Annotated in this window: 13 protein-coding genes and 3 pseudogenes; 6 read left to right on the forward strand and 10 right to left on the reverse strand. The window is 71.0% G+C overall.

What is annotated here, in order from left to right:
- Window positions 1–99: 99 nt before the first annotated feature.
- Window positions 100–1,344 carry a YncE family protein gene (locus AQJ46_RS03970; RefSeq protein ID WP_057613007.1) on the forward strand — a complete coding sequence of 415 codons (1,245 nt, stop codon included), beginning with the start codon at window positions 100–102 and terminating at the stop codon, window positions 1,342–1,344.
- 89 nt (window positions 1,345–1,433) lie between these two features.
- Here the strand turns inward: AQJ46_RS03970 and AQJ46_RS03975 are convergent, their stop codons facing one another.
- Window positions 1,434–3,293 (reverse strand): cellulase family glycosylhydrolase, encoded by a 1,860-nt coding sequence (locus AQJ46_RS03975; protein WP_059204208.1) that lies wholly within the window; start codon window positions 3,291–3,293, stop codon window positions 1,434–1,436.
- Between the two features lie 77 nt (window positions 3,294–3,370).
- Window positions 3,371–3,698: pseudogene (locus AQJ46_RS57020) on the reverse strand (GTP-binding protein); the annotation flags it as partial.
- Between the two features lie 297 nt (window positions 3,699–3,995).
- On the opposite strand from AQJ46_RS57020, the gene AQJ46_RS03980 reads away from it, so the two are divergent.
- Window positions 3,996–4,709: an HAD family hydrolase gene (locus AQJ46_RS03980; RefSeq protein WP_059204209.1), complete on the forward strand. Its 714-nt coding sequence runs from the start codon at window positions 3,996–3,998 to the stop codon at window positions 4,707–4,709.
- Window positions 4,710–4,890: 181 nt separating this feature from the next.
- On the forward strand, window positions 4,891–5,988 hold the full coding sequence (locus AQJ46_RS03985) for an XdhC family protein (RefSeq protein ID WP_059204210.1): 1,098 nt from the start codon (window positions 4,891–4,893) through the stop codon (window positions 5,986–5,988).
- A 561-nt stretch (window positions 5,989–6,549) separates the two neighbouring features.
- On the opposite strand, the gene AQJ46_RS03990 is transcribed toward AQJ46_RS03985, so the two are convergent.
- Genes AQJ46_RS03990 through AQJ46_RS04000 form a run of 3 tightly spaced genes read right to left on the reverse strand, consistent with a single transcriptional unit; the run spans window position 6,550 to window position 7,590 of the window.
- The gene (locus AQJ46_RS03990) at window positions 6,550–6,825 is read right to left on the reverse strand and encodes an MFS transporter (protein ID WP_159063987.1); all 276 of its coding nucleotides are present in this window, start codon (window positions 6,823–6,825) and stop codon (window positions 6,550–6,552) included.
- A 48-nt stretch (window positions 6,826–6,873) separates the two neighbouring features.
- Entirely contained in the window at window positions 6,874–7,386 is a 513-nt protein-coding gene (locus tag AQJ46_RS03995) for a metallophosphoesterase family protein (RefSeq protein ID WP_059204212.1), read from the reverse strand.
- 9 nt (window positions 7,387–7,395) lie between these two features.
- Window positions 7,396–7,590: an SAM-dependent methyltransferase gene (locus AQJ46_RS04000; protein WP_079072121.1), complete on the reverse strand. Its 195-nt coding sequence runs from the start codon at window positions 7,588–7,590 to the stop codon at window positions 7,396–7,398.
- A 316-nt stretch (window positions 7,591–7,906) separates the two neighbouring features.
- Between AQJ46_RS04000 and AQJ46_RS04005 the strand changes: the two genes are divergently transcribed.
- Complete coding sequence (locus AQJ46_RS04005; protein ID WP_059204214.1) at window positions 7,907–9,856, forward strand: glycosyltransferase family 2 protein; 1,950 nt, start codon at window positions 7,907–7,909, stop codon at window positions 9,854–9,856.
- 53 nt (window positions 9,857–9,909) lie between these two features.
- Here AQJ46_RS04005 and AQJ46_RS04010 read toward each other — a convergent pair whose 3' ends face one another.
- The 5 genes and pseudogenes from AQJ46_RS04010 to AQJ46_RS04025 all read right to left on the reverse strand — a co-directional run bounded on the left by AQJ46_RS04010 (window position 9,910) and on the right by AQJ46_RS04025 (window position 14,820).
- Window positions 9,910–10,713, reverse strand: coding sequence for a class I SAM-dependent methyltransferase (locus AQJ46_RS04010; RefSeq protein WP_059204215.1), 804 nt, complete (start codon window positions 10,711–10,713; stop codon window positions 9,910–9,912).
- 201 nt (window positions 10,714–10,914) lie between these two features.
- A pseudogene (locus AQJ46_RS55335) lies at window positions 10,915–11,477 on the reverse strand (sugar phosphate nucleotidyltransferase); the annotation flags it as partial.
- A gap of 75 nt (window positions 11,478–11,552) precedes the next feature.
- Window positions 11,553–11,726 (reverse strand): hypothetical protein, encoded by a 174-nt coding sequence (locus AQJ46_RS56100; protein WP_167368193.1) that lies wholly within the window; start codon window positions 11,724–11,726, stop codon window positions 11,553–11,555.
- A 156-nt stretch (window positions 11,727–11,882) separates the two neighbouring features.
- Window positions 11,883–12,300 (reverse strand): annotated as a pseudogene (locus AQJ46_RS04020) (CBS domain-containing protein).
- Window positions 12,301–12,345: 45 nt separating this feature from the next.
- Window positions 12,346–14,820: a SpoIIE family protein phosphatase gene (locus AQJ46_RS04025; protein ID WP_059204217.1), complete on the reverse strand. Its 2,475-nt coding sequence runs from the start codon at window positions 14,818–14,820 to the stop codon at window positions 12,346–12,348.
- 169 nt (window positions 14,821–14,989) lie between these two features.
- Here AQJ46_RS04025 and lanKC point away from each other — a divergent pair, with 169 nt between their 5' ends.
- Both lanKC and AQJ46_RS04035 read left to right on the forward strand, forming a co-directional pair.
- Entirely contained in the window at window positions 14,990–17,587 is a 2,598-nt protein-coding gene (lanKC, locus tag AQJ46_RS04030; RefSeq protein WP_059204218.1) for a class III lanthionine synthetase LanKC, read from the forward strand.
- A gap of 59 nt (window positions 17,588–17,646) precedes the next feature.
- Entirely contained in the window at window positions 17,647–17,763 is a 117-nt protein-coding gene (locus tag AQJ46_RS04035; RefSeq protein ID WP_020117173.1) for a SapB/AmfS family lanthipeptide, read from the forward strand.
- The last annotated feature ends 66 nt before the right edge of the window (window positions 17,764–17,829 follow it).

The following is a 17,829-nucleotide window of genomic DNA, read 5'->3' on the forward strand; positions in this document are numbered from 1 at the left end:
CCCTTCCTTACTTTGCAGTAAGTTAAATCTGAAAGCACGCATCTTCAGTTTTGCCGCCTTGGCATGCCCCCGTCACGAGCCGCCCGAGGGAGACCCGTCATGCCTGTTCCGAGAACCAGACACCTGTGGGCCATGGCCGCCGCCGTCGTCCTGACCGTCACCGCCCCCGCGACCACCGCCTCCGCCGCGGACGCCGCCGCCCTGCGCGAGGTGCTGTTCGTGGCCAACAACTGGGACGGCACGGCCGACGTCATCAAGTCCTCCGGCGACCTGGCGAAGATCGGCCGGGTCAACGTCATCCCCGACAAGGACGCCCGGATGGCGGCGATCAACGCCGATCCGATCAAGTGGATCTACTTCATGGCGATCCGCAACAGCGTCGGCGAAGGCCACGACCAGTTCGCCGACGACATGTACTCCACGCCGGACGGCAAGTCGGTGGTCGTCTCGCGGCCGAGCTTCGCGGACGTGGTGTCGATCGATCTGGCCACCGGGAGCATCAACTGGCGTTTCCCGGTGTCGGGTTACCGCGCGGACCACATGGCGGTCTCCCCCGACGGCACCCGGGTCGCGGTGTCGGCCTCCACCGCGAACACCGTGCACGTGCTGAACATCAACACGGGCAAGCAACTCGGCTCCTTCGCCACCGGTGACAAGCCGCACGAGAACATCTTCACCAAGGACGGCAAGTACATCTGGAACATGGCGATCGGTGACGTGAACACCGACTCCGACGCGCCCTGGCTGGACTGGACGAAGGGCGACCGGCACATCACGGTGGTGGACGCGACCACCTACAAGCAGGTCAAGACGATCGACATGCGGGACAAGCTCAACGCGATCGGTCTCACGGACTACTCCGACGCCGTCCGGCCCGCCGTGTTCTCGCCGGACGAGTCCAAGCTGTACTTCCAGGTGTCGTTCTTCAACGGCTTCTTCGAGTACGACGTCGCCACCGACAAGATCACCCGGACGAAGACCCTGCCGAAGAACCCGGCGACCAGCGACGACCGCACCACCATGGTCAACGACTCGCGCCACCACGGCATCTCGATGAGCCCGGACGGCAGCAAGCTGTGCGTGGCGGGCACGATGGACGACTACGCGACCGTCGTGAACCGCACCACCCTCCAGGAGGGCCCGCTCGTCCCCGCCTCGAAGCCCTACTGGGCCACCGTCAGCGGTGACGGCAAGAGCTGTGTCGTCTCGGAGAGCGGTGCCGACCAGGTCACCGCGATCGACTTCGCGACCGGCCAGAAGACGGTGTCCGTGCCGGTGGGCGACCATCCGCAGCGCGTGCGCCTCGGGCATGTGGCCGCCGACTGGACAAGCCCCTCCTCATAGCAGGAACGCGACCCGCGCGGTCCTGACGGACGATGCGGCCGGCCCGGCCTCCTCCTGGAGGCCGGGCCGGCTGTTTTGACCGAGCAGGGTCAGCCGAACTTCTGGGCCACCCAGGTCGCGAGCTCCGACCTGGCCGCGCTCAGCAGTGACGCGGAGGGCGCGGTCGTCCGGTTCGTCACCAGCGCGTAGTGCAGGACACCGGAGTCCGAGTCGGTGAGCAGCAGCCGTCGGCTCCCCGTGCCGCCCGGCTCGAGAGCCGCCCCGACCGGGGTCGACGAGCTGTACGCCGGAGGGCCGTAGACCGTGCCCAGGTCGGATACCACCGCGGTCGTCGAGTCGGGGAAGGACGCGGGCAGGTGGAGTTCGGTGGGTGCGGAGCCGCTTCCCGAGCGCCAGACCAGCACCGAGTACTGGCCGGACCCGACCAGCGACGACACGTTCGGCAGGCTGCTCGGCACCGGGTTCCAGGTCAGGGTCGTGGAGCCGTCGCGTGAGCGGTCCTCGTAGGTGAAGGCGAGGGTGGTCCCCGCGGTGGCGCTCGGGTAGATCCGGTCGAGGAGCCGGGCGTCCTGGCGGAGCACCGCCGTGCCCGAGTCGTCGAGCTTCACGGCCGACAGGTCCTCGTCGTTCCAGGCGTCGCCCGAGGTGAGGACCTTGTCGGGGTTGTCGTTCATCAACTCGTGGTGGCGGCCGTTGTAGATGTCCCACTGCCATTGGGTGCCGGAGAGGACCGGCCCCGAACCTGCGGGCGCGGACCACCAGTTGGCGCCCTTCACCCGGGAGTCCAGGGCCTGGTACATGGCCTTGAGGACGGTCGGCGCCTTGCCGGCGGTCGAGCCGTTCAGCGGGTGCCCGAACTCACTGACCACGGCCGTCGTCCCGGCAGCCGCCGCGCGGTCGCGTACCGTGCCGAAGTCGGTGACGTACTGGCCGTCGGAGGCGTTGCCCCACATCAGGATGCCGGAGATGGCCTTCTGGTCGTAGAAGTGGGTGTTGAAGACGTACCGGGAGCCGAGCGTGCCCGCGTCGAGAAGGCCGCCCTCCTCCTTGCTGACGTTGCCGTTCCAGAAGAGGTTCGGCTCGACCATGGCGGGCTTGTCCGTCCAGCCCGCCGCGTCCATCCGGGCCCGGAACTTCACATAGAAGGGCCAGAGCAGGTCGCGTTCCCAGGTGCGGCTGTTCTGGCCGGAGTCGTAGGTGCCGGCGTAGGGCTCGTTGTAGGGGTCGAAGCCGACCACGCCGGCGAACTCCTCGGTGGCGAGGTTCGCCTTGAGGTACGCCATGGTCTTCTGGGCGGTGGCCAGGAAGGAGTCCTGGAGGCCGTGGTTGTTGTGCCAGAAGTCGTACTGGGCGGCCTTGACCGCGCCGTTCTGGGTGATGTTCTGGCCCCACAGCAAGCAGATGCCGCAGGACTCGGCGGGGTAGTTGCCGAGCGCCACGGCCCACGCGGGGGCGCCGTCGCCGGTGTACCAGCTGCCCGAGTTGAACAGCCAGCGGGAGTACAGGTCCTGGTGGAAGTCGGGGTAGACACGGATGCCCGCGTCGAGGAACGCGCGCATCTGCGCGGTGGCGTTCGCCAGATACGTGGTGTCGACCTGGCCTTTCACCGGTTCCGCGTAGGCCCAGGACAGCAGGAAGCGGACGGAGTTGCCGCCGCCGAGGGCTCTCAGAGCGGTCGCCGACTTCTTGGCGTCGGCGACCGAGGCGAAGGGCAGCCCCTTGTTCTCGGCGAGCTTGGTCTCGCCGGAGACGTTGTAGCCACGCAGCACGACCTCGCGGCCGTTGCCGTCGACGAACCGTCCGTTCTGGACGGTCAGGGGGGTGTCGTCGAAGGAGAGGGAACCGGTGAGGGCGTCGGCGGGGGCGGGTCGGACGCCCGCGACCGTCAGGAATCCACAGAGGACAACCAGAACAACGAGCAGACGTGCGCGTTTATTCGGCATGTCCATTACAGTCCGACCATTTCGGTACAACGTCAACACCATCTGACTGATGAGTAAGTTTCACTTTCGTCGCATCTGACGCCTCATCCGTCGACCCGGCGCGTCACGTTCAACAGATACCCCTTCCGGTTGAGGAGGTTGTGATCACTGCGTGGGCGACGCGGAACGGTTCCGTGGGAGACGGGCGTGCAGTGGTCGAAGCCGGTCTCCCACTCCCCCTCGCCACGGGTGGGTCCGGGCGGCCGCTGCTCCAATGCGTCCGCCGGTGCATCGGTGTTCGTACACCGGGGGGCCCGCCCGGCGCGGCGCCTCGACGAGGGCCAGCGGGGTGAGGCCCGGGAAGTCGGTGCCGGTGCTGGACATGCTCTTGCCGAGGCCCTGGTGGGTATGCAGTCGATGACCTGCCGGCCCTCGAAGGGGGCTTGCAGGGTGGCGCCGGTGACCCTGGCCGGACGGCGTTGCCGGTCGCGTCCATCGGGTCGAGGGAATGCCCGAGCTCGCATGGCTGCGGATCGTCGGTCCAACCGAGGTGGACGTCATCGCGTCGACCGTGACCATCTACACGGCACTGAGCGACGACGAAGCCTCGGCAGACCCGACAACCTGAGACGACGAGCGAATCCGACCACATCACTCCACCACAGGCTCCTGACCACCCCTACGGCTGCCCCTCGCGGTCGTCGGCACCGTGTCGCTAGGGTCCTGATCATGGCCACTACCGCTGTCGTCTTCGACTTCTTCGGGACCCTCACCCCCAGTACGCCGACGCACGTGTGGGACGACCACGCCGCGCGGAGCGCGGCTCCCCTCGGCATCCCGGCCCGTACGTGGCGCGCGGCCCTGGACGCCTCATTTCCCGAGCGGGCGACCGGCAGCCTGGGCGATCTGGCTGCGACGTTTCGCGCCCTCGCCCGCCGCACCGGTGCCGATCCCAGCGAGGAGGCCCTCGCCGCCGCCTGCGCCGCACGGATGGCGGCACAGCGCGAACTGTTCGCACTGCGGGCCGACGCAGTCTCGACCCTGACCGAGTTGCGCGACCGGGGACTGCGTCTGGGAGTGCTCAGCGACTGCACCGCGGAACTGGCTGAGACCTGGTCGCAGCTGCCGTTGGCCACGCTGGTCGACGCACGCGTGCTCTCCTGCGAAGAGGGTCGGCGCAAGCCCGATCCGGAGCTCTTCCGCCTGATCGCACGCCGCCTCGACACCGATCCGCGGAACTGCCTCTACATCGGCGACGGCGGCGGGGACGAACTCACCGGCGCGTCCAAGTGCGGCATGCAGGCATACATGCTCCGAGCCACTGACTGGACCGACAACGACGCCCACGCACGTGAGGACAACTGGGCCGGGCCGTTCCTGCCCTCACTGACCGACGTTCCGTCCCTTCTCGAACCCTCACCGGCAAGCAGCGATCCGGCCTGACAGCCGATCAATGCGAGGCCCGGGAATACGGGGCCGTGCTGCAGCTGGAATGCTGGTCACAGCCAGAAGTGGACGAAGCACGTCACGGAGGGTGGCGGTCCGGAGCCGCTCGGGGCGCGGATGCGACGCTTGCAGCGGGTGGCCGCGCCGGAGCGTCTGGCGGTGGTGAAAGGAGCCCACGATGCGTGACATCCTCCCGGTGCTGAACGGCTGGTACTCGGCAGGGGTGCCGTTCGGACTGGCCACGGTGGTCTCGACGAGCCGCAGCGCGCCGCGCGATCCGGGCGCGGCCATGGCCGTGGGCCCGGACGACGAGGTCGTCGGCAGTGTGTCCGGCGGCTGTGTCGAGGGGGCCGTGTTCGAGCTGGCCCAAGAGGTCGTGGCGAGCGACGAGGCCCGCCTGGAGACCTTCGGGTACAGCGACGAGGACGCGTTCGCGGTGGGCCTCACCTGTGGCGGGGAGATCACGCTTCTCGTACGTCCCGTGACGGCCGCCCTCGATCCCGCGTTCGGCGAGATCGCGGAGTCGGTCGCGGCGGCCCGCCCGGTGACCGTGGCAACGGTGACCGACGGCCCCGCACCCCGCGGCGCCACGCTCGCCGTGTGGCCGGACCGGGTCACGGGCACCCTCGGCACGACCGGCCTGGACGTGGCGGTCACCGCCGACGCTCGCGGCGAACTCGCCCTGGGAGCGACGGGGTTGCGACACTACGGTCCGCACGGCGAGCGCCGCGAGGACGCGGTCACCGTCTTCCTGCACTCCTTCGCCCCGCCGCCCCGCATGCTGGTCTTCGGCGCGATCGACTACGCGGCCGCGGTCGCCCGGATCGGCGCCTTCCTGGGCTACCGGGTCACGGTCTGCGACGCTCGCCCGGTCTTTGCCACACCGAAGCGCTTCCCGGAGGGCGTGGAGGTCGTCGTGGACTGGCCGCACCGCTACCTCGGTGACACCGACACCGACGAACGCACCGTGATCTGCGTCCTGACCCACGACCCCAAGTTCGACGTGCCCCTGCTGGAGGAGGCGCTGCGCCGGCCTGCGGCGTACATCGGGGCGATGGGCAGCCGGCGTACCCACGACGACCGGATGAAGCGGCTCACCGAATCGGGGCTGAGCGAGGCCGAGTTGTCCCGGCTGCGTTCTCCGGTCGGTCTCGACCTCGGTGCCCGTACGCCGGAGGAGGTCGCCGTGTCCGTGGCCGCCGAGATCGTCGCGCTGCGCTGGGGCGGCAGCGGCGCCCCGCTGACGGCGACGGCTGGAGCGATCCACCCTTCGTGACCGCGGTGCTGATCGCGCTGGCCCCTGGGCGAGCCGCTCCGCCGCCTGCTGCGTGCGATCGGCGTACCGGTCGCCGAGCGGGCCCCGGTGGCGGCCGCCCCGTCGTGGTGATCGCGGCCATCCGGGTACGGGGAATGTGGAATCGTCGGGTGTGAGCCGCGCTCTGAGGGGTAGGGGGCGAACAACGGGAGAGGGCGTCCGAAACCCTCGCCCCACCTCCGATCGGGAAGGAGGTCCGTGAGAACGCACACTCGCAGCGTCCGGGCCGCTCCCCTGCATTCGGAGCGGCCCGGACCTTCATGAGTGCCCGTGTCTCGGCGTAAGGGCTCCCGGCAGCAGAGTCAGCGCCCGCGGCGGCCGCGTAGCGGCAGGCCGAGCCGAGCGCGACGGCATGGAAGCCCCGCAGGAAACGCGCCTGGTCGCCGGGCTGTCCCGCGACGGCGCCCGCCACCGCGATGCCGATCGCGCCGCCCGTCTGCCGTGCGGTGTTGTTGACCGCGGAGGCGAGGCCCGAGCGCTCGGCGGGGACCGTGGCGATGGCCGCCGCGACGACCGCGGGGGTCAGCGGTCCGCAGCCGATCCCCACAGCAGGAACGCCGGCAGCAGATCGGCGGACCCCGAGTGGGCCCCGGATCGGGTCAGCAGCGCGAGCCCGGACGCGGCGACCAGCAGCCCCGCCGCCGCGGGCAGCCGTGGGCCGAACCGGCTGGTGATGCGCCCGCCGACGGGCGCCACGACCGCGAGCGGGGCGAACAGGGGGACGACGGTCAGGCCCGCGAGCAGGGCTGAGCGGTGCTGCACCGACTGTCGGAGCAGCGTTACCGGTGCAGCAGCCATGTTTCCGTCGTATCAGGCGGCACTGACAGTCCCGGGTGCCGGTGGGCCCTATGGCGAAACGATCCGCGGCGGCAGGCGGTGCAGCGTGACGTCCGTGAGGCGGCCGTCGGCCACGGTCGCCGTCATGTAGGTGCAGTCGGGCTGCCTGCGGCGGTCGGTCGGTGAGCCGGGGTTGAGCAGCCGCAGTCCGCCGGGGGCGGTGGTGTCCCAGGGGATGTGGCTGTGGCCGAAGACCAGGACGTCGGCGTCGGGGTAGCGGGCGGCGCAGCGGGCCTCGCGGCCCTGGGCGGCGCCGGTCTCGTGGACGACGGCGAAGCGCAGTCCGCCGAGGTCGGCGTACGCCACCTCGGGCAGCCGTGCGCGCAGTTCGGGTCCGTCGTTGTTGCCGTGGACCCCGACGAGCCGTGCGCTGCGGCTCTCCAGCAGGTCGAGGGTGGCGGTGTCCACCCAGTCGCCGGCGTGGAAGACGACGTCGGCGTGCGGGAGTTCGGCGAGCAGCGGGGCAGGAAGCTGCTTGGCGCGCTTGGGCAGGTGGGTGTCGGACATCAGCAGCAGGCGCACGGGATCAGCCTAGAGGGGCTTGCGGCCCACCCCGCACGACATGGGCAGCGCGCCGGGGCCGGAGTCGGCCTCGGGACGCCACTCGGGCAGCTGGACGACGCCGGGGTCGAGGAGTTCGGTGTCGTCGAAGAAGCGGGTGACGTCGGCGTGGGTGCGAGGTGTCGCGCCCGCATGTTCGGCGGCGCGCGCGTTATGGACACGCATGGACGCGGCTACCTCCTCGGCCCCGATGCCGGCGGCCGGGTGGGCGAGCGCATCGACAACCGCTCCCGTCACCGCCGTCCGTCAGCCCGCGTCCACGCCATGCCCCTCCGCACACGTTCTTCAGCAGGGCCATTCCACCGGGGCCTTCCGCGCCCGTCACCTGCCGGTGGTCCCGGATCTCGGGTGGGCGGCCGACTCCGGGATCCACTCGCCACGACGTTCTGTGACTTTTCACTCACTCAGCGGAGTTAACATCGCGCCACAAAGCGTCGATCCGTGACGCAAGCCACAAACCACCCAAGGAGTCCGGACACCGATGCCGGTCAAGGTCAGCGTCGTCATCCCCGTCTACAACCCGGGGAAGTACATCGAGGACTGCATCGCCTCGCTGCGCAGGCAGTCCCTGCCCCCGGACGAGTTCGAGGCGATCTTCGTCGACGACGGTTCGACCGACGACACACCGGCCCGGCTCGACGCGCTGGCCGCCGAGGTCGCGAACATGACGGTCATCCACCAGGAGGCCTCGGGCTGGTCGGGCAAACCCCGCAACGTCGGAATGGCCGCCTCCCAGGGCCAATTCGTCATGTTCGTCGACAACGACGACTACCTCGGCGACGAGGCCCTGGAGCGGATGTACGACTACGCGGTCGCCAACGGCGCCGACGTGGTCGTGGGCAAGATGGCCGGCAAGGGGCGAGGGGTGCCGGTGGAGCTGTTCCGCCGCAACCACCCCCGTGCCACCGTCGACAGCGCCCCGCTGATCGACAGCCTGACACCGCACAAGATGTTCCGGCGGGCGTTCCTCGACCGGATCGGCCTGCGTTTCCCCGAGGGCAGGCGCCGGCTGGAGGACCACGTCTTCGTCACGGAGGCGTATCTGCGCGCGGACAACGTCTCCGTGCTCAGCGACTACGTCTGCTACTACCACCTCAGGCGCGAGGACGCCTCCAACGCGGGCTTCCAGCGCTTCGACCCGGTGGGCTACTTCCAGAACCTGCGCGAGGCGCTCGACGTCGTCGAGAAGTACACCGAGCCGGGGCCGACCCGCGACCGGTTGTTCCGTCGCTGGCTGCGCAACGAGATGGTCGAGCGGATGCGTGGCAAACGGCTGCTCGCCGCGCCCGAGGACTACCGCAAGGAGCTCTTCACCGAGATCCGCGAGGTGGTCCTCGAGCGCTTCGGGGCCGGTGTCGCGGCCGGCCTCCAGCCCACCCAGCAGGTCGTCGCCGCGCTGATCGCCGACGACCGGCTGGACGACCTGATCGCGTTCGCCGAGTGGGAGGCCTCCGTCGTCTCCCGGGCCGAGCCGGACGGCGTCGAGTGGGACGGCGGTGTGCTGCGGGTCCGCCTGTCCGCCGAGCTCGCCTCCCGCGGTACGCCGATGACCTTCCCCGCCGACGGCGGCGCCACCCCGCTCACCACGCCCCCGGCCTCCGTCGAGGAAGCCGTGGACTGGGTCGGCGCCCAAGGCGTGGCCGGATTCGAGCGCGCCACGGTCGATCTGCTGCTGCGGAAGCGCGCCAGCTCCGCCCAGTACTTCCAGCCGGTGGAGTTCACCCGGGAGACCGTCCCGGGGGAGGACGGCCGGGTGCGGCTGGTGCTGCGGGGCACGGCAGCCCTCGATCCGGCCACCGCTGCCGACGGCAGCCCGCTCGACGCCGGGCTGTGGGACGTGTTCGTCCGCGTCAAGCTCGGCGGCTGGACCAAGGAGTCCCGGCTGGGCCCGGTCCCGCTCAAGGGGCGTACGGCCGCGGACGCCGGTGTGGCGGGCGGCCGGGTCGTACTGCCGTACTGGACCACGAAGGAGGGCACCCTCGCCCTGGACGTGGACACCGCGAGCAAGCGCCTGGCCCTCGGGCGGGTCACGTGCGGGGAGGTCACGATCACCGGTGACCGTGTCGAGGTGCCGTTGCCGTTCCACGTGCCCGGTGACACGCCGGTGCTGCTGAAGCTCACCCGTGGCTCCGGTGGCGCGTCCGCGAAAGTACCCGGCACACTGCGTCCGCAGGGCTCCACGGCCCTCCTGGAGGCGGAGCTGCCGGTCGCCGACCTGACCGGAGCGCCGTGGCAGGTCGCGCTGAGCCCGGCACCCGACGCGCCGGAGCCCCGCTCCCATCCGCTGCCGTTCGCGCTGCGGGTGAAGTCGGGCAGGGTGCAGGTCATGCCCGTGCGCCCGCCTCGGCCCGCTGCCGGGAAGCGGCTGGTCCGCCGGGCGCGACGGCTGGCCGGGAGGCTGGTCGCCAGGCTCCGGGCACGCGGCAGGTAGAAACAGATCCGGGGAGGACGCCGGCGCGTCCTCCCCGGATCACCGGCCCTCGCTCAGCCGGCGTCGCTGAGCTGCTGCAGGCTGGTGCGCAGGTGCTCCCAGCTGCGGTCACGCTTGCTGCCGCGGTTGCGGGCGGTCACCAGGGGCTTCCAGAAAGCCGCGTCGAGCAGTGTCTCCGGCTGGATCGCCACGGTCCGCTCCAGGACCGTCTCGGGCACCTTCTGCGGGTCGGGGACCACGTACTCCGCGATGATCTCGTCGTACTTGTCCTTGAGCACCGTGCTGCTCGGGTCCGCGCCGAAGACCACGAGCTGGCCGGTGGGCTCGGTGTCCACGAGGACCGTCTCCAGGTCGGGCCGGTAGCGGTTCAGGACCTCGATCACCTTGTAGACGTCACCGGTCCAGGCGTTGGTGTGCCGGTCGCGGGCCGCCTCCTCCACGTTGCGCGGCAGCATGTCGTCGAAGACGATCACGCTGGCCCAGTTCGAGTACTTCTCGACGTTGATGAAGTCGCGGAGCGCGTACTCGAACAGGTGCATGCCGTCGATGAACGACAGGTCGAGGGTGACGTCCTGCCAGTAGCCGAACGGGCTGCGGTTGCGGACGATGTTGCGCAGCGGGTGACGGCCGCCCTTCAGGTGCTGCAGCGGGTTGTCGCGTGCGAAGAAGTCGTCGCTGGTGGCCTTGGCCAGGTGGACGTCGCAGCGGATCTCGGAGACCACCTTGAACGCCGGGTCGATCGCGATGCTCGGTACCCGGGAGAACGTCAGGCTGCGGCCGTCGTTGACGCCGATCTCCAGGTAGTTGCGGTTCGCGCTGGCTTTGTGGAGCCCCCGCAGGAACTCGTGACGTTTCACTGGGAAATCTCCTTGCAAATGTGTGGCAGTGCTTCGTGCAGGGCGGACCGCCGGTCCCGGCGCAAGGCCGGCGCGGCCCCCGTCCACCAGTCGCGCCCGAGGGCGACGACGGCGGGGCGTGGTGCGGGCCCGTCGAGGGCCGCGCTGCTGGTGGGGTCGGCCCCGCAGGGCCGACCGAGTGACAGGACTTCGCGCCGAGGGAGCGCGGTCTCTGAGGACGAAGCTGTGGGCCCTGGGCACGCTCGGGGCCGGGGTGGCCTCGACATGGCGGCCGACCAGCGTGGACTCGACACTGGGCGGTTCGGGCCGTAGGAGTCGCAGACCTCGGTTCCGGCGCCGATGACGGCCGTACCGACGATGCGTGAGCCGGTGCCACGCGCGCGCTTCTCCACGCCGACCCGTACCAGGTGCTGGAGGGGGCGTGGTTGATCTCCGACTCGCCCCGCCAGGACGGCTCGATGGCCTGTACGGCGTCGTGGATCACCGGCGTGGATGCGTACGCGCCGACCATGCGGGGCAGGCGCCCGGGCGACGACAAGAGCGAGCCCGCGGGGCCGTTCCTGGGGGATGCAGGTGATCGTCGGACCAGTCCTGGATCCGTCGCCGACGATCATCCCGACCTGGGTGATCCCCGCGTCGGCGATGGTTTCGAGGCCGTGGAACAGGACGGCCTGGTCGGCGACGGGCACCAGCTGTTCGGCCGAGGTGTGCGTGATCGGCCGTAACCGTGTACCGGCCCCGCCGGACAGCACGAGAGCCTTCATTTGCGTCACCTTAGCCCGAATCCGGAGGAACCGGCCAAGGCGGAGCGTGACTTGGTGGTGACGCGGCGTGGTCGCTCAGTCCTCGCCGCGGAAGATGTTGCCCTCCCCGGTGCTCGCCGTGGTGGTGGCCCGGTCCTCGATCGCGGGCAGGCAGGTCCGCAGGTCTCCCTTGCCGTGCAGGCGGCGGGTCATGGACCAGCCCGTCTCGGGCCGGCGTGCGACGGGTTTCTCAACGGTCTGCGAGGTCACGGCGGTTCACCGTCCTTCCATGCTGCCCTCCGGGTCCCCCGGAGGGCTCGGGACAAACGGGCCGGGAGACCCGTCAGCCCCTCGCCTCCGCACACACATTCGCCGGGGATCGGGCGCACCGGAACTTGACGGCCGGGCCGAACCGGCGTGCCAGGCTCAGGTGTTGGGCCGTGCGACGCTGATGTCGCCCAGGGCCGATCCCGGATCGCGTTCCATGGCAGCGTCGCCGAGCGAGACGATGCCGACGGGGTGGCCGTGGTCGATGACCGGGACCCGGCGCACGGCGTGTTCGCGCATGAGCTCGATGGCGTGGTCCAGGTCGTCCTCGGGCGTGACGGTCACCAGATCGTCGCTGCACGCGCCGGCCACGGTGATCTGCTCCGGGTCGCCCCCTCTGCGAGCGAGCGCACCACAAGGTCACGGTCGGTGACCAGACCGCGCAGTTCGTCGCTGTCGGTGACCAGGACGGCGCCGACGTCCTGGTCGCGCATGATCCTGGCGACGGCCGTCACGGAGGCTGGCGTTCCACGGTGGCCGGGGCGCTGGTCATGATGTCGCTGACGTGCTGAGTCATGACGTATCTCTCTTCTGGGGGGTGGTGCGCTTCGGGTACCCCTCCTCAGTCGTCCAGTGCGATTTCGCTCCACACCTGTTTGCCGCCGCTGACGGGGACACTCCCCCAGGCCGCCGACACGGCCTCCACGAGGAGGATGCCGCGGCCCCCGGTGGCCTCCCAGCCGATGTTGGTGGGCTTGACGGGGGTGCGGGGCGAGGCGTCGGCGACGGAGACGCGCAGCCGGCGGCCGACGAGGGTGAGGGCCAGGCGGACCTGACCGCCGGTGTGCACGAGGGCGTTGGTGACGAGCTCGGAGACGACGAGCAGGGCGGTGTCCATCGCGTCCTCGGGGACACCCCAGACCCGCAGCGTGCGCCGGGTGAAGCGGCGGGCGTGCCGGGCGGCCTCGGGGACCCGCCAGACGGTCCAGCTCTCACGCAGCGGGTGCGTGGCCATGCCGTCGTAGCGCAGCAGGAGCAGGGCGACGTCGTCGCTGCGGCGGGCGCCTCCGAGCAGGGCGTCGGCGACGAGGCCGAGGTGGTCGGGGTCGGAGACGGCCAGCCCGTGGGCGAGGCGGTTCATGCCCTCGTCGATGTCGGCCTCGGTGGACTCGACCAGGCCGTCGGTGGTCAGGGCGATCAGGGTGCCGGGCTGCAGCCGGAGCGGGGTCATCGGGAAGTCGGCCTGGGCCACCACGCCGAGCGGGGGGCCGCCGTCCGCCTCGGCGATCTCCGTGGTGCCGTCGGGGTGGCGCAGCACCGGCGGCAGATGTCCGGCTCGCACGCACCAGGCGGTGCCCTCCTCCAGGTCGAGGTCCAGATAGACGCAGGTGACGAAGAGGTCGGTCTCCAGGTCCATCAGGAGGCGGTTGGCGCGGGCGACGACGACGTCCGGGGAGTGACCCTCGACGGCGTAGGCGCGCAGGGCGGTGCGCATCTGGCCCATGAGGGTCGCGGCGGCGGCGCTGTGGCCCTGGACATCCCCGATGACCAGGGCGACGTGGTTGTCGAGCAGCGGGATCACGTCGTACCAGTCGCCGCCGAGCTCCAGGCCCGCGGTGCTGGGCAGATAGCGGGCGACGGCGATCGCACCGGGCAGTTTGGGCAGGCGGCGGGGCAGCAGCTGGCGCTGGAGCATGCCGACGAGTTCGTGCTCGGCGTCGAGGGCGTGGGCGCGCATCAGGGCCTGTCCGGCGAGGCCTGCGGAGGCGGTGAGCAGGGCGCGTTCGTCGGGGCCGAAGTGGTGCGGGGTGTCCCAGCCGATGAGGCAGGCCCCGGCCATGCGGCCCGCGGCGGGCAGTGGAAGGACCGCGAGGCCGCCGGGGCCGACGTCGGCGAGGGCGGGTTCGAGGACGGTACCGGCGGGCCAGATCTGGGCGCGGCCCTCACGCAGGGCCGTGGCCAGGGTGGGCATGGCCCGCACCGGCGCCTCGGGCCACTCGCTGCGCCACTCCAGACGCCACAGCTCGGGCCAGGACTCCGGTTCGGGCGGGTCGAGGACGGTGACGACGAGCCGGTCGTTCTCCAGCTCGGCGAGGGCGATCCGGTCGGCCCTGAGCGGGGCACGGAGGGCGGAGACGACGGCCTGGCTGACGTCGCGGACGGTGCCGGCCATGGAGAGGGCGGCGGCCAGGCGTTGCACGCGGGCCACGTCGGTGATGTCGGAGCGCAGGGTGGAGGCGTCGGCGACGGTGCCCACGAGCTGGGAGGGAGTGCCCTCGCCGCCGGGCAGCATGCGGCCGCGCAGCCTGAGCCACTTGGGTGGACCCGACAGCTGGAGGATGCGGAACTCCAGCTCACGGTCGCCGATGGACATGTGACCGGCCTCGAACAGCGACATCAGCGAGGGCAGGTCCTCGGGGACGGTCAGGCCGAGCAGGGTCTCGACCTTGCCGTCGAAGGCCGCCCGGTTCATGCCGAACAGCTCCAGGATCCCGTCGCCGACCTCGATGCGGCCGGTGTCCATGGCGAGGCTGAAGGCGTTGGAGCGCAGTTCCGCGCCGTCTGCGGCGACAAGGGGGGCGGGGCAGACGATCGCGTCGGCGATCAGTTCGAGGGCTTTGCGGTCCTCGTCGTCGAAACCGTGCGGGTCCTCGCTGACGGCGACGAGACAGGCACGGCCGTCGTCGCCGTGCGCCGGCAGGACGGCCAGGTGGAAGTCCCGCCGGACCGCCCTGCGGGGCTCCGAGCAGGCGGCGGCCTCCTTCGGGCCGAGGAAGAGCGGCCGCCCCGAGCGGTGCGCGTCGGCGGGCGGGGAGTCACCGGAGCTCGGATAGCTGTCGCGCAGCCCGTAGACCGTTCGGGGGACGCCGGCAGACTCGACGAGACCCAGCAGGTCTCCGTCCTCGCCGGGCGTGTACACAGCGGCGAGGGAGGCCCCGGCGAAGACGAGCGCCTGTTCGAGGACACGGCGCAGCCTTTCGGGCGATCCGGGACCGTCCGTGACCGATGTCAGGGCATTTTCGGCACGCAACGCTCTCGTTCTGCGTCCCGCAGCGCCCTCACTCACCACTTCGCCATTACAGCGCTTATACGGCATGTGCGCAGCCCCTGTGAGCGTTCCGTGGAGCCTCTGCGGGCAGACACGCTCGAAACCCTTCGAACACTTCTTGACGCATGCGTTCCGCACGGTGATCTCGTGACAGCCGTGACTGTCCGTGGCCACCGCCTCGCTGGAAGCCTCGTTGGCGGGCCACGGAAGGGGACGCATGGACAAGCGGTACGAGGTGTACGCGCTCGCCGACAGACACTTCTACGAGACGCCCGACCGGATCTCGGCCGGCGAGGCGCCCGTCTACGGGACGGCGCGCCGCACGGTGCCGGACGGCTGGGACGCGGCGCGTATCGGCGACTGGCTGACGCTCACGCCGCTCGGCCCGGACGGAAAGCCGGTGCCGGGCCCGTCCCAGGGCTGGAAGATCCACGCCTCGGCCACCCGGGCGAACGCGGAGCAGATCGCCGCGATCGTGTGGGACTACTGCGTGCCCCGGCGCATCTCGTTCAAGTTCGTGCCGGGCCCGCATCTGCTGCACCTGCGCAACACCAAGTACGCGGCCCGCGACACCAGCGGCAAGTTCGTCACCGTCTACCCCTCCGACGAGAAGCAGCTGCACGACGTGCTCCGGGAGCTGGGGAAGCTCCTGGAGGGCTTCGAGGGGCCGTACATCCTCACCGATCTGCGCTGGTACGAGGGTCCGCTCTACGTCCGCTACGGCGCGTTCGCCCGCACCTTCGTCGTCGACGACCGGGGCTCGCTGGTGCCGGCGGTACGGGACGGCGAGGGCAAGCTGGTGCCGGACCGCCGGGCGCCGTCCTTCCAGGTGCCCGACTGGGTGACGCTGCCCGCCTTCCTGGAGCCCCATCTGGAGGCGCGCAACACCACGACGGTCGGCGAGCTGCCGTACCGCATCGAGAAGGCGCTGCACTTCTCCAACGGCGGCGGGGTCTACACGGGCACCGACACCCGCGATGGGCGCAAGGTCGTCCTCAAGGAGGGCCGGCCGCACGCGGGCCTGGCGGCCGACGGGGCGGACGCGATCGCCCGGCTGGAGCGGGAGAAGGCCGCCCTGGAGCAGGTCGCGGGGACCGGCGTGGTGCCCGAGGTGCGGGACTGGTTCACACTCGGCGACCACCGCTTCCTGGTCATGGACTTCCTGGAGGGGCGCCCGCTGAACTCGTTCTTCGCCGAGCGGCATCCGCTGCTCACGCCGGACCCCGATCCGCGGGCCGTGGCCGACTACACGGCGTGGGCGGTGCGGATCCACGGGGCGGTGGAACGGGCGGTGGAGGCGGTGCACGCGCGCGGGATCGTCTTCAACGACCTGCACGTCTTCAACATCATGGTCGGCCCCGACGAGGAGTCGGTCTCCCTGCTCGACTTCGAGGCGGCGGCGCCGGTCGAGGAGAACGGCCGCCAGGTGGTCGCCCACCCGGGCTTCTTCGCCCCGCCGGACCGCAAGGGCATCGACGTCGACCGCTACGCCCTGGCCTGTCTCAGGCTCGCCCTGTTCCTGCCGGTGACCACGCTGTTCGTGGTCGACCGGGGCAAGGCGGCCCATCTGGCCGAGGTGATCCTGCGTCAGTTCCCGGACGTGCCGAAGGAGTTCCTCGACGAGGCGGTCGCGGAGATCACCCGGGACACCACCGCACACGTGCCGTCCTTCGTCGAGCCCGGCGACTGGCCCTACAGCCGTGACTCCATGGTGAAGGCGCTCCTCGCCTCGGCCACCCCGGAGCGCGAGGACCGGCTCTTCCCCGGTGACATCACGCAGTTCAACGACGGCGGCGGCCTCGGGCTCGCACACGGCGCGGCCGGGGTGCTCTACGCGCTGGACGCGGTCGGCGCGCAGCGCTACGAGGAGGGCGAGCGCTGGCTCCTGGCCCGCACCGCACCACCGCCGACGGGCACACCGCTCGGCCTCTACGACGGTCTCGCGGGCATCGCCCACGTCCTGGACCGGCTCGGCCACCGGCAGCGCGCCCTCGACCTGGTCGAGCGCGTCCTCGCGGAACGCTGGCAGAACCTCTCCTCCGACCTGCACGGCGGCCTCGCCGGTCTCGGTCTGGTACTGGGTGAACTGGCCCGCACCACGGGCGAGTCGGAGCTTCGGGAGCGGGCCGCCGAGGCCGCCGACATCCTCGTACGACGACTCGCGCAGCCCCTCGCCGACACTGCCAAGCGGCGCCGGGCCGGGCTGCTGCGGGGGTGGACCGGGTCCGCGCTCTTCCTGCTGCGGCAGTACGAACGCACCGGTGAGCCCCTGCTGCTGAGGGCGGCGGAGGTGGCGCTTCGGCGGGACCTGGAGTGCTGCGTGACGCACCCGAGCGGCTCGCTGGAGGTCGACGAGGGCTGGCGGACCCTGCCCTACCTCGGTGAGGGAAGTGCCGGCATCGGGATGGTCCTGGACGACTACCTCGCCCTGGGCGCCGACACCGAGGGGGAGTTCGAGCGAGCGCGTGCCGGGGTGCTGACCGCCGCCACCAGCCGCTTCTACGTGCAGCCCGGTCTCTTCCAGGGCCGCGCCGGGATGGTCCTGCACCTGGCGCGCACGGACACCCCCGGGGCGACCCGCGAGCGGATCGCCGAACAGATCGACGGGCTCGGCTGGTTCTCGATGGACTACCGGGGCCAACTGGCCTTCCCCGGCCACCAGATGATGCGCCTGTCGATGGACCTGGGCACCGGAACGGCAGGGTGCCTGCTCGCGCTCGGCGCGGCCCACACGGCCCCCGGCGATCCGGTCACCGCGCACCTGCCGTTCCTGCCGCCGCTCGGGCGGCCCCCCATACGCGGTTCCGCGACCTGACGGAGCCGTGACCCAACCCCGTCCCCACGGGTGGACGACACCGAAGAAAGGAAACCGAGATGGCACTTCTCGACCTGCAGACGATGGAGTCCGACGAGCACACCGGCGGCGGTGGCAACAGCACCCTGAGCCTGCTGTCCTGCGTCAGCGCGGCGAGCGTCACGCTCTGTCTCTGACAGGCATCGTGCGCCCATGACTCCGGGCGGTCCACTCCCGCGAGGGAGGGGCCGCCCGGGGTTCTG

Source organism: Streptomyces canus (assembly GCF_001514145.1).
In the GTDB taxonomy this organism is placed as follows: Bacteria; Actinomycetota; Actinomycetes; order Streptomycetales; family Streptomycetaceae; genus Streptomyces; species Streptomyces canus.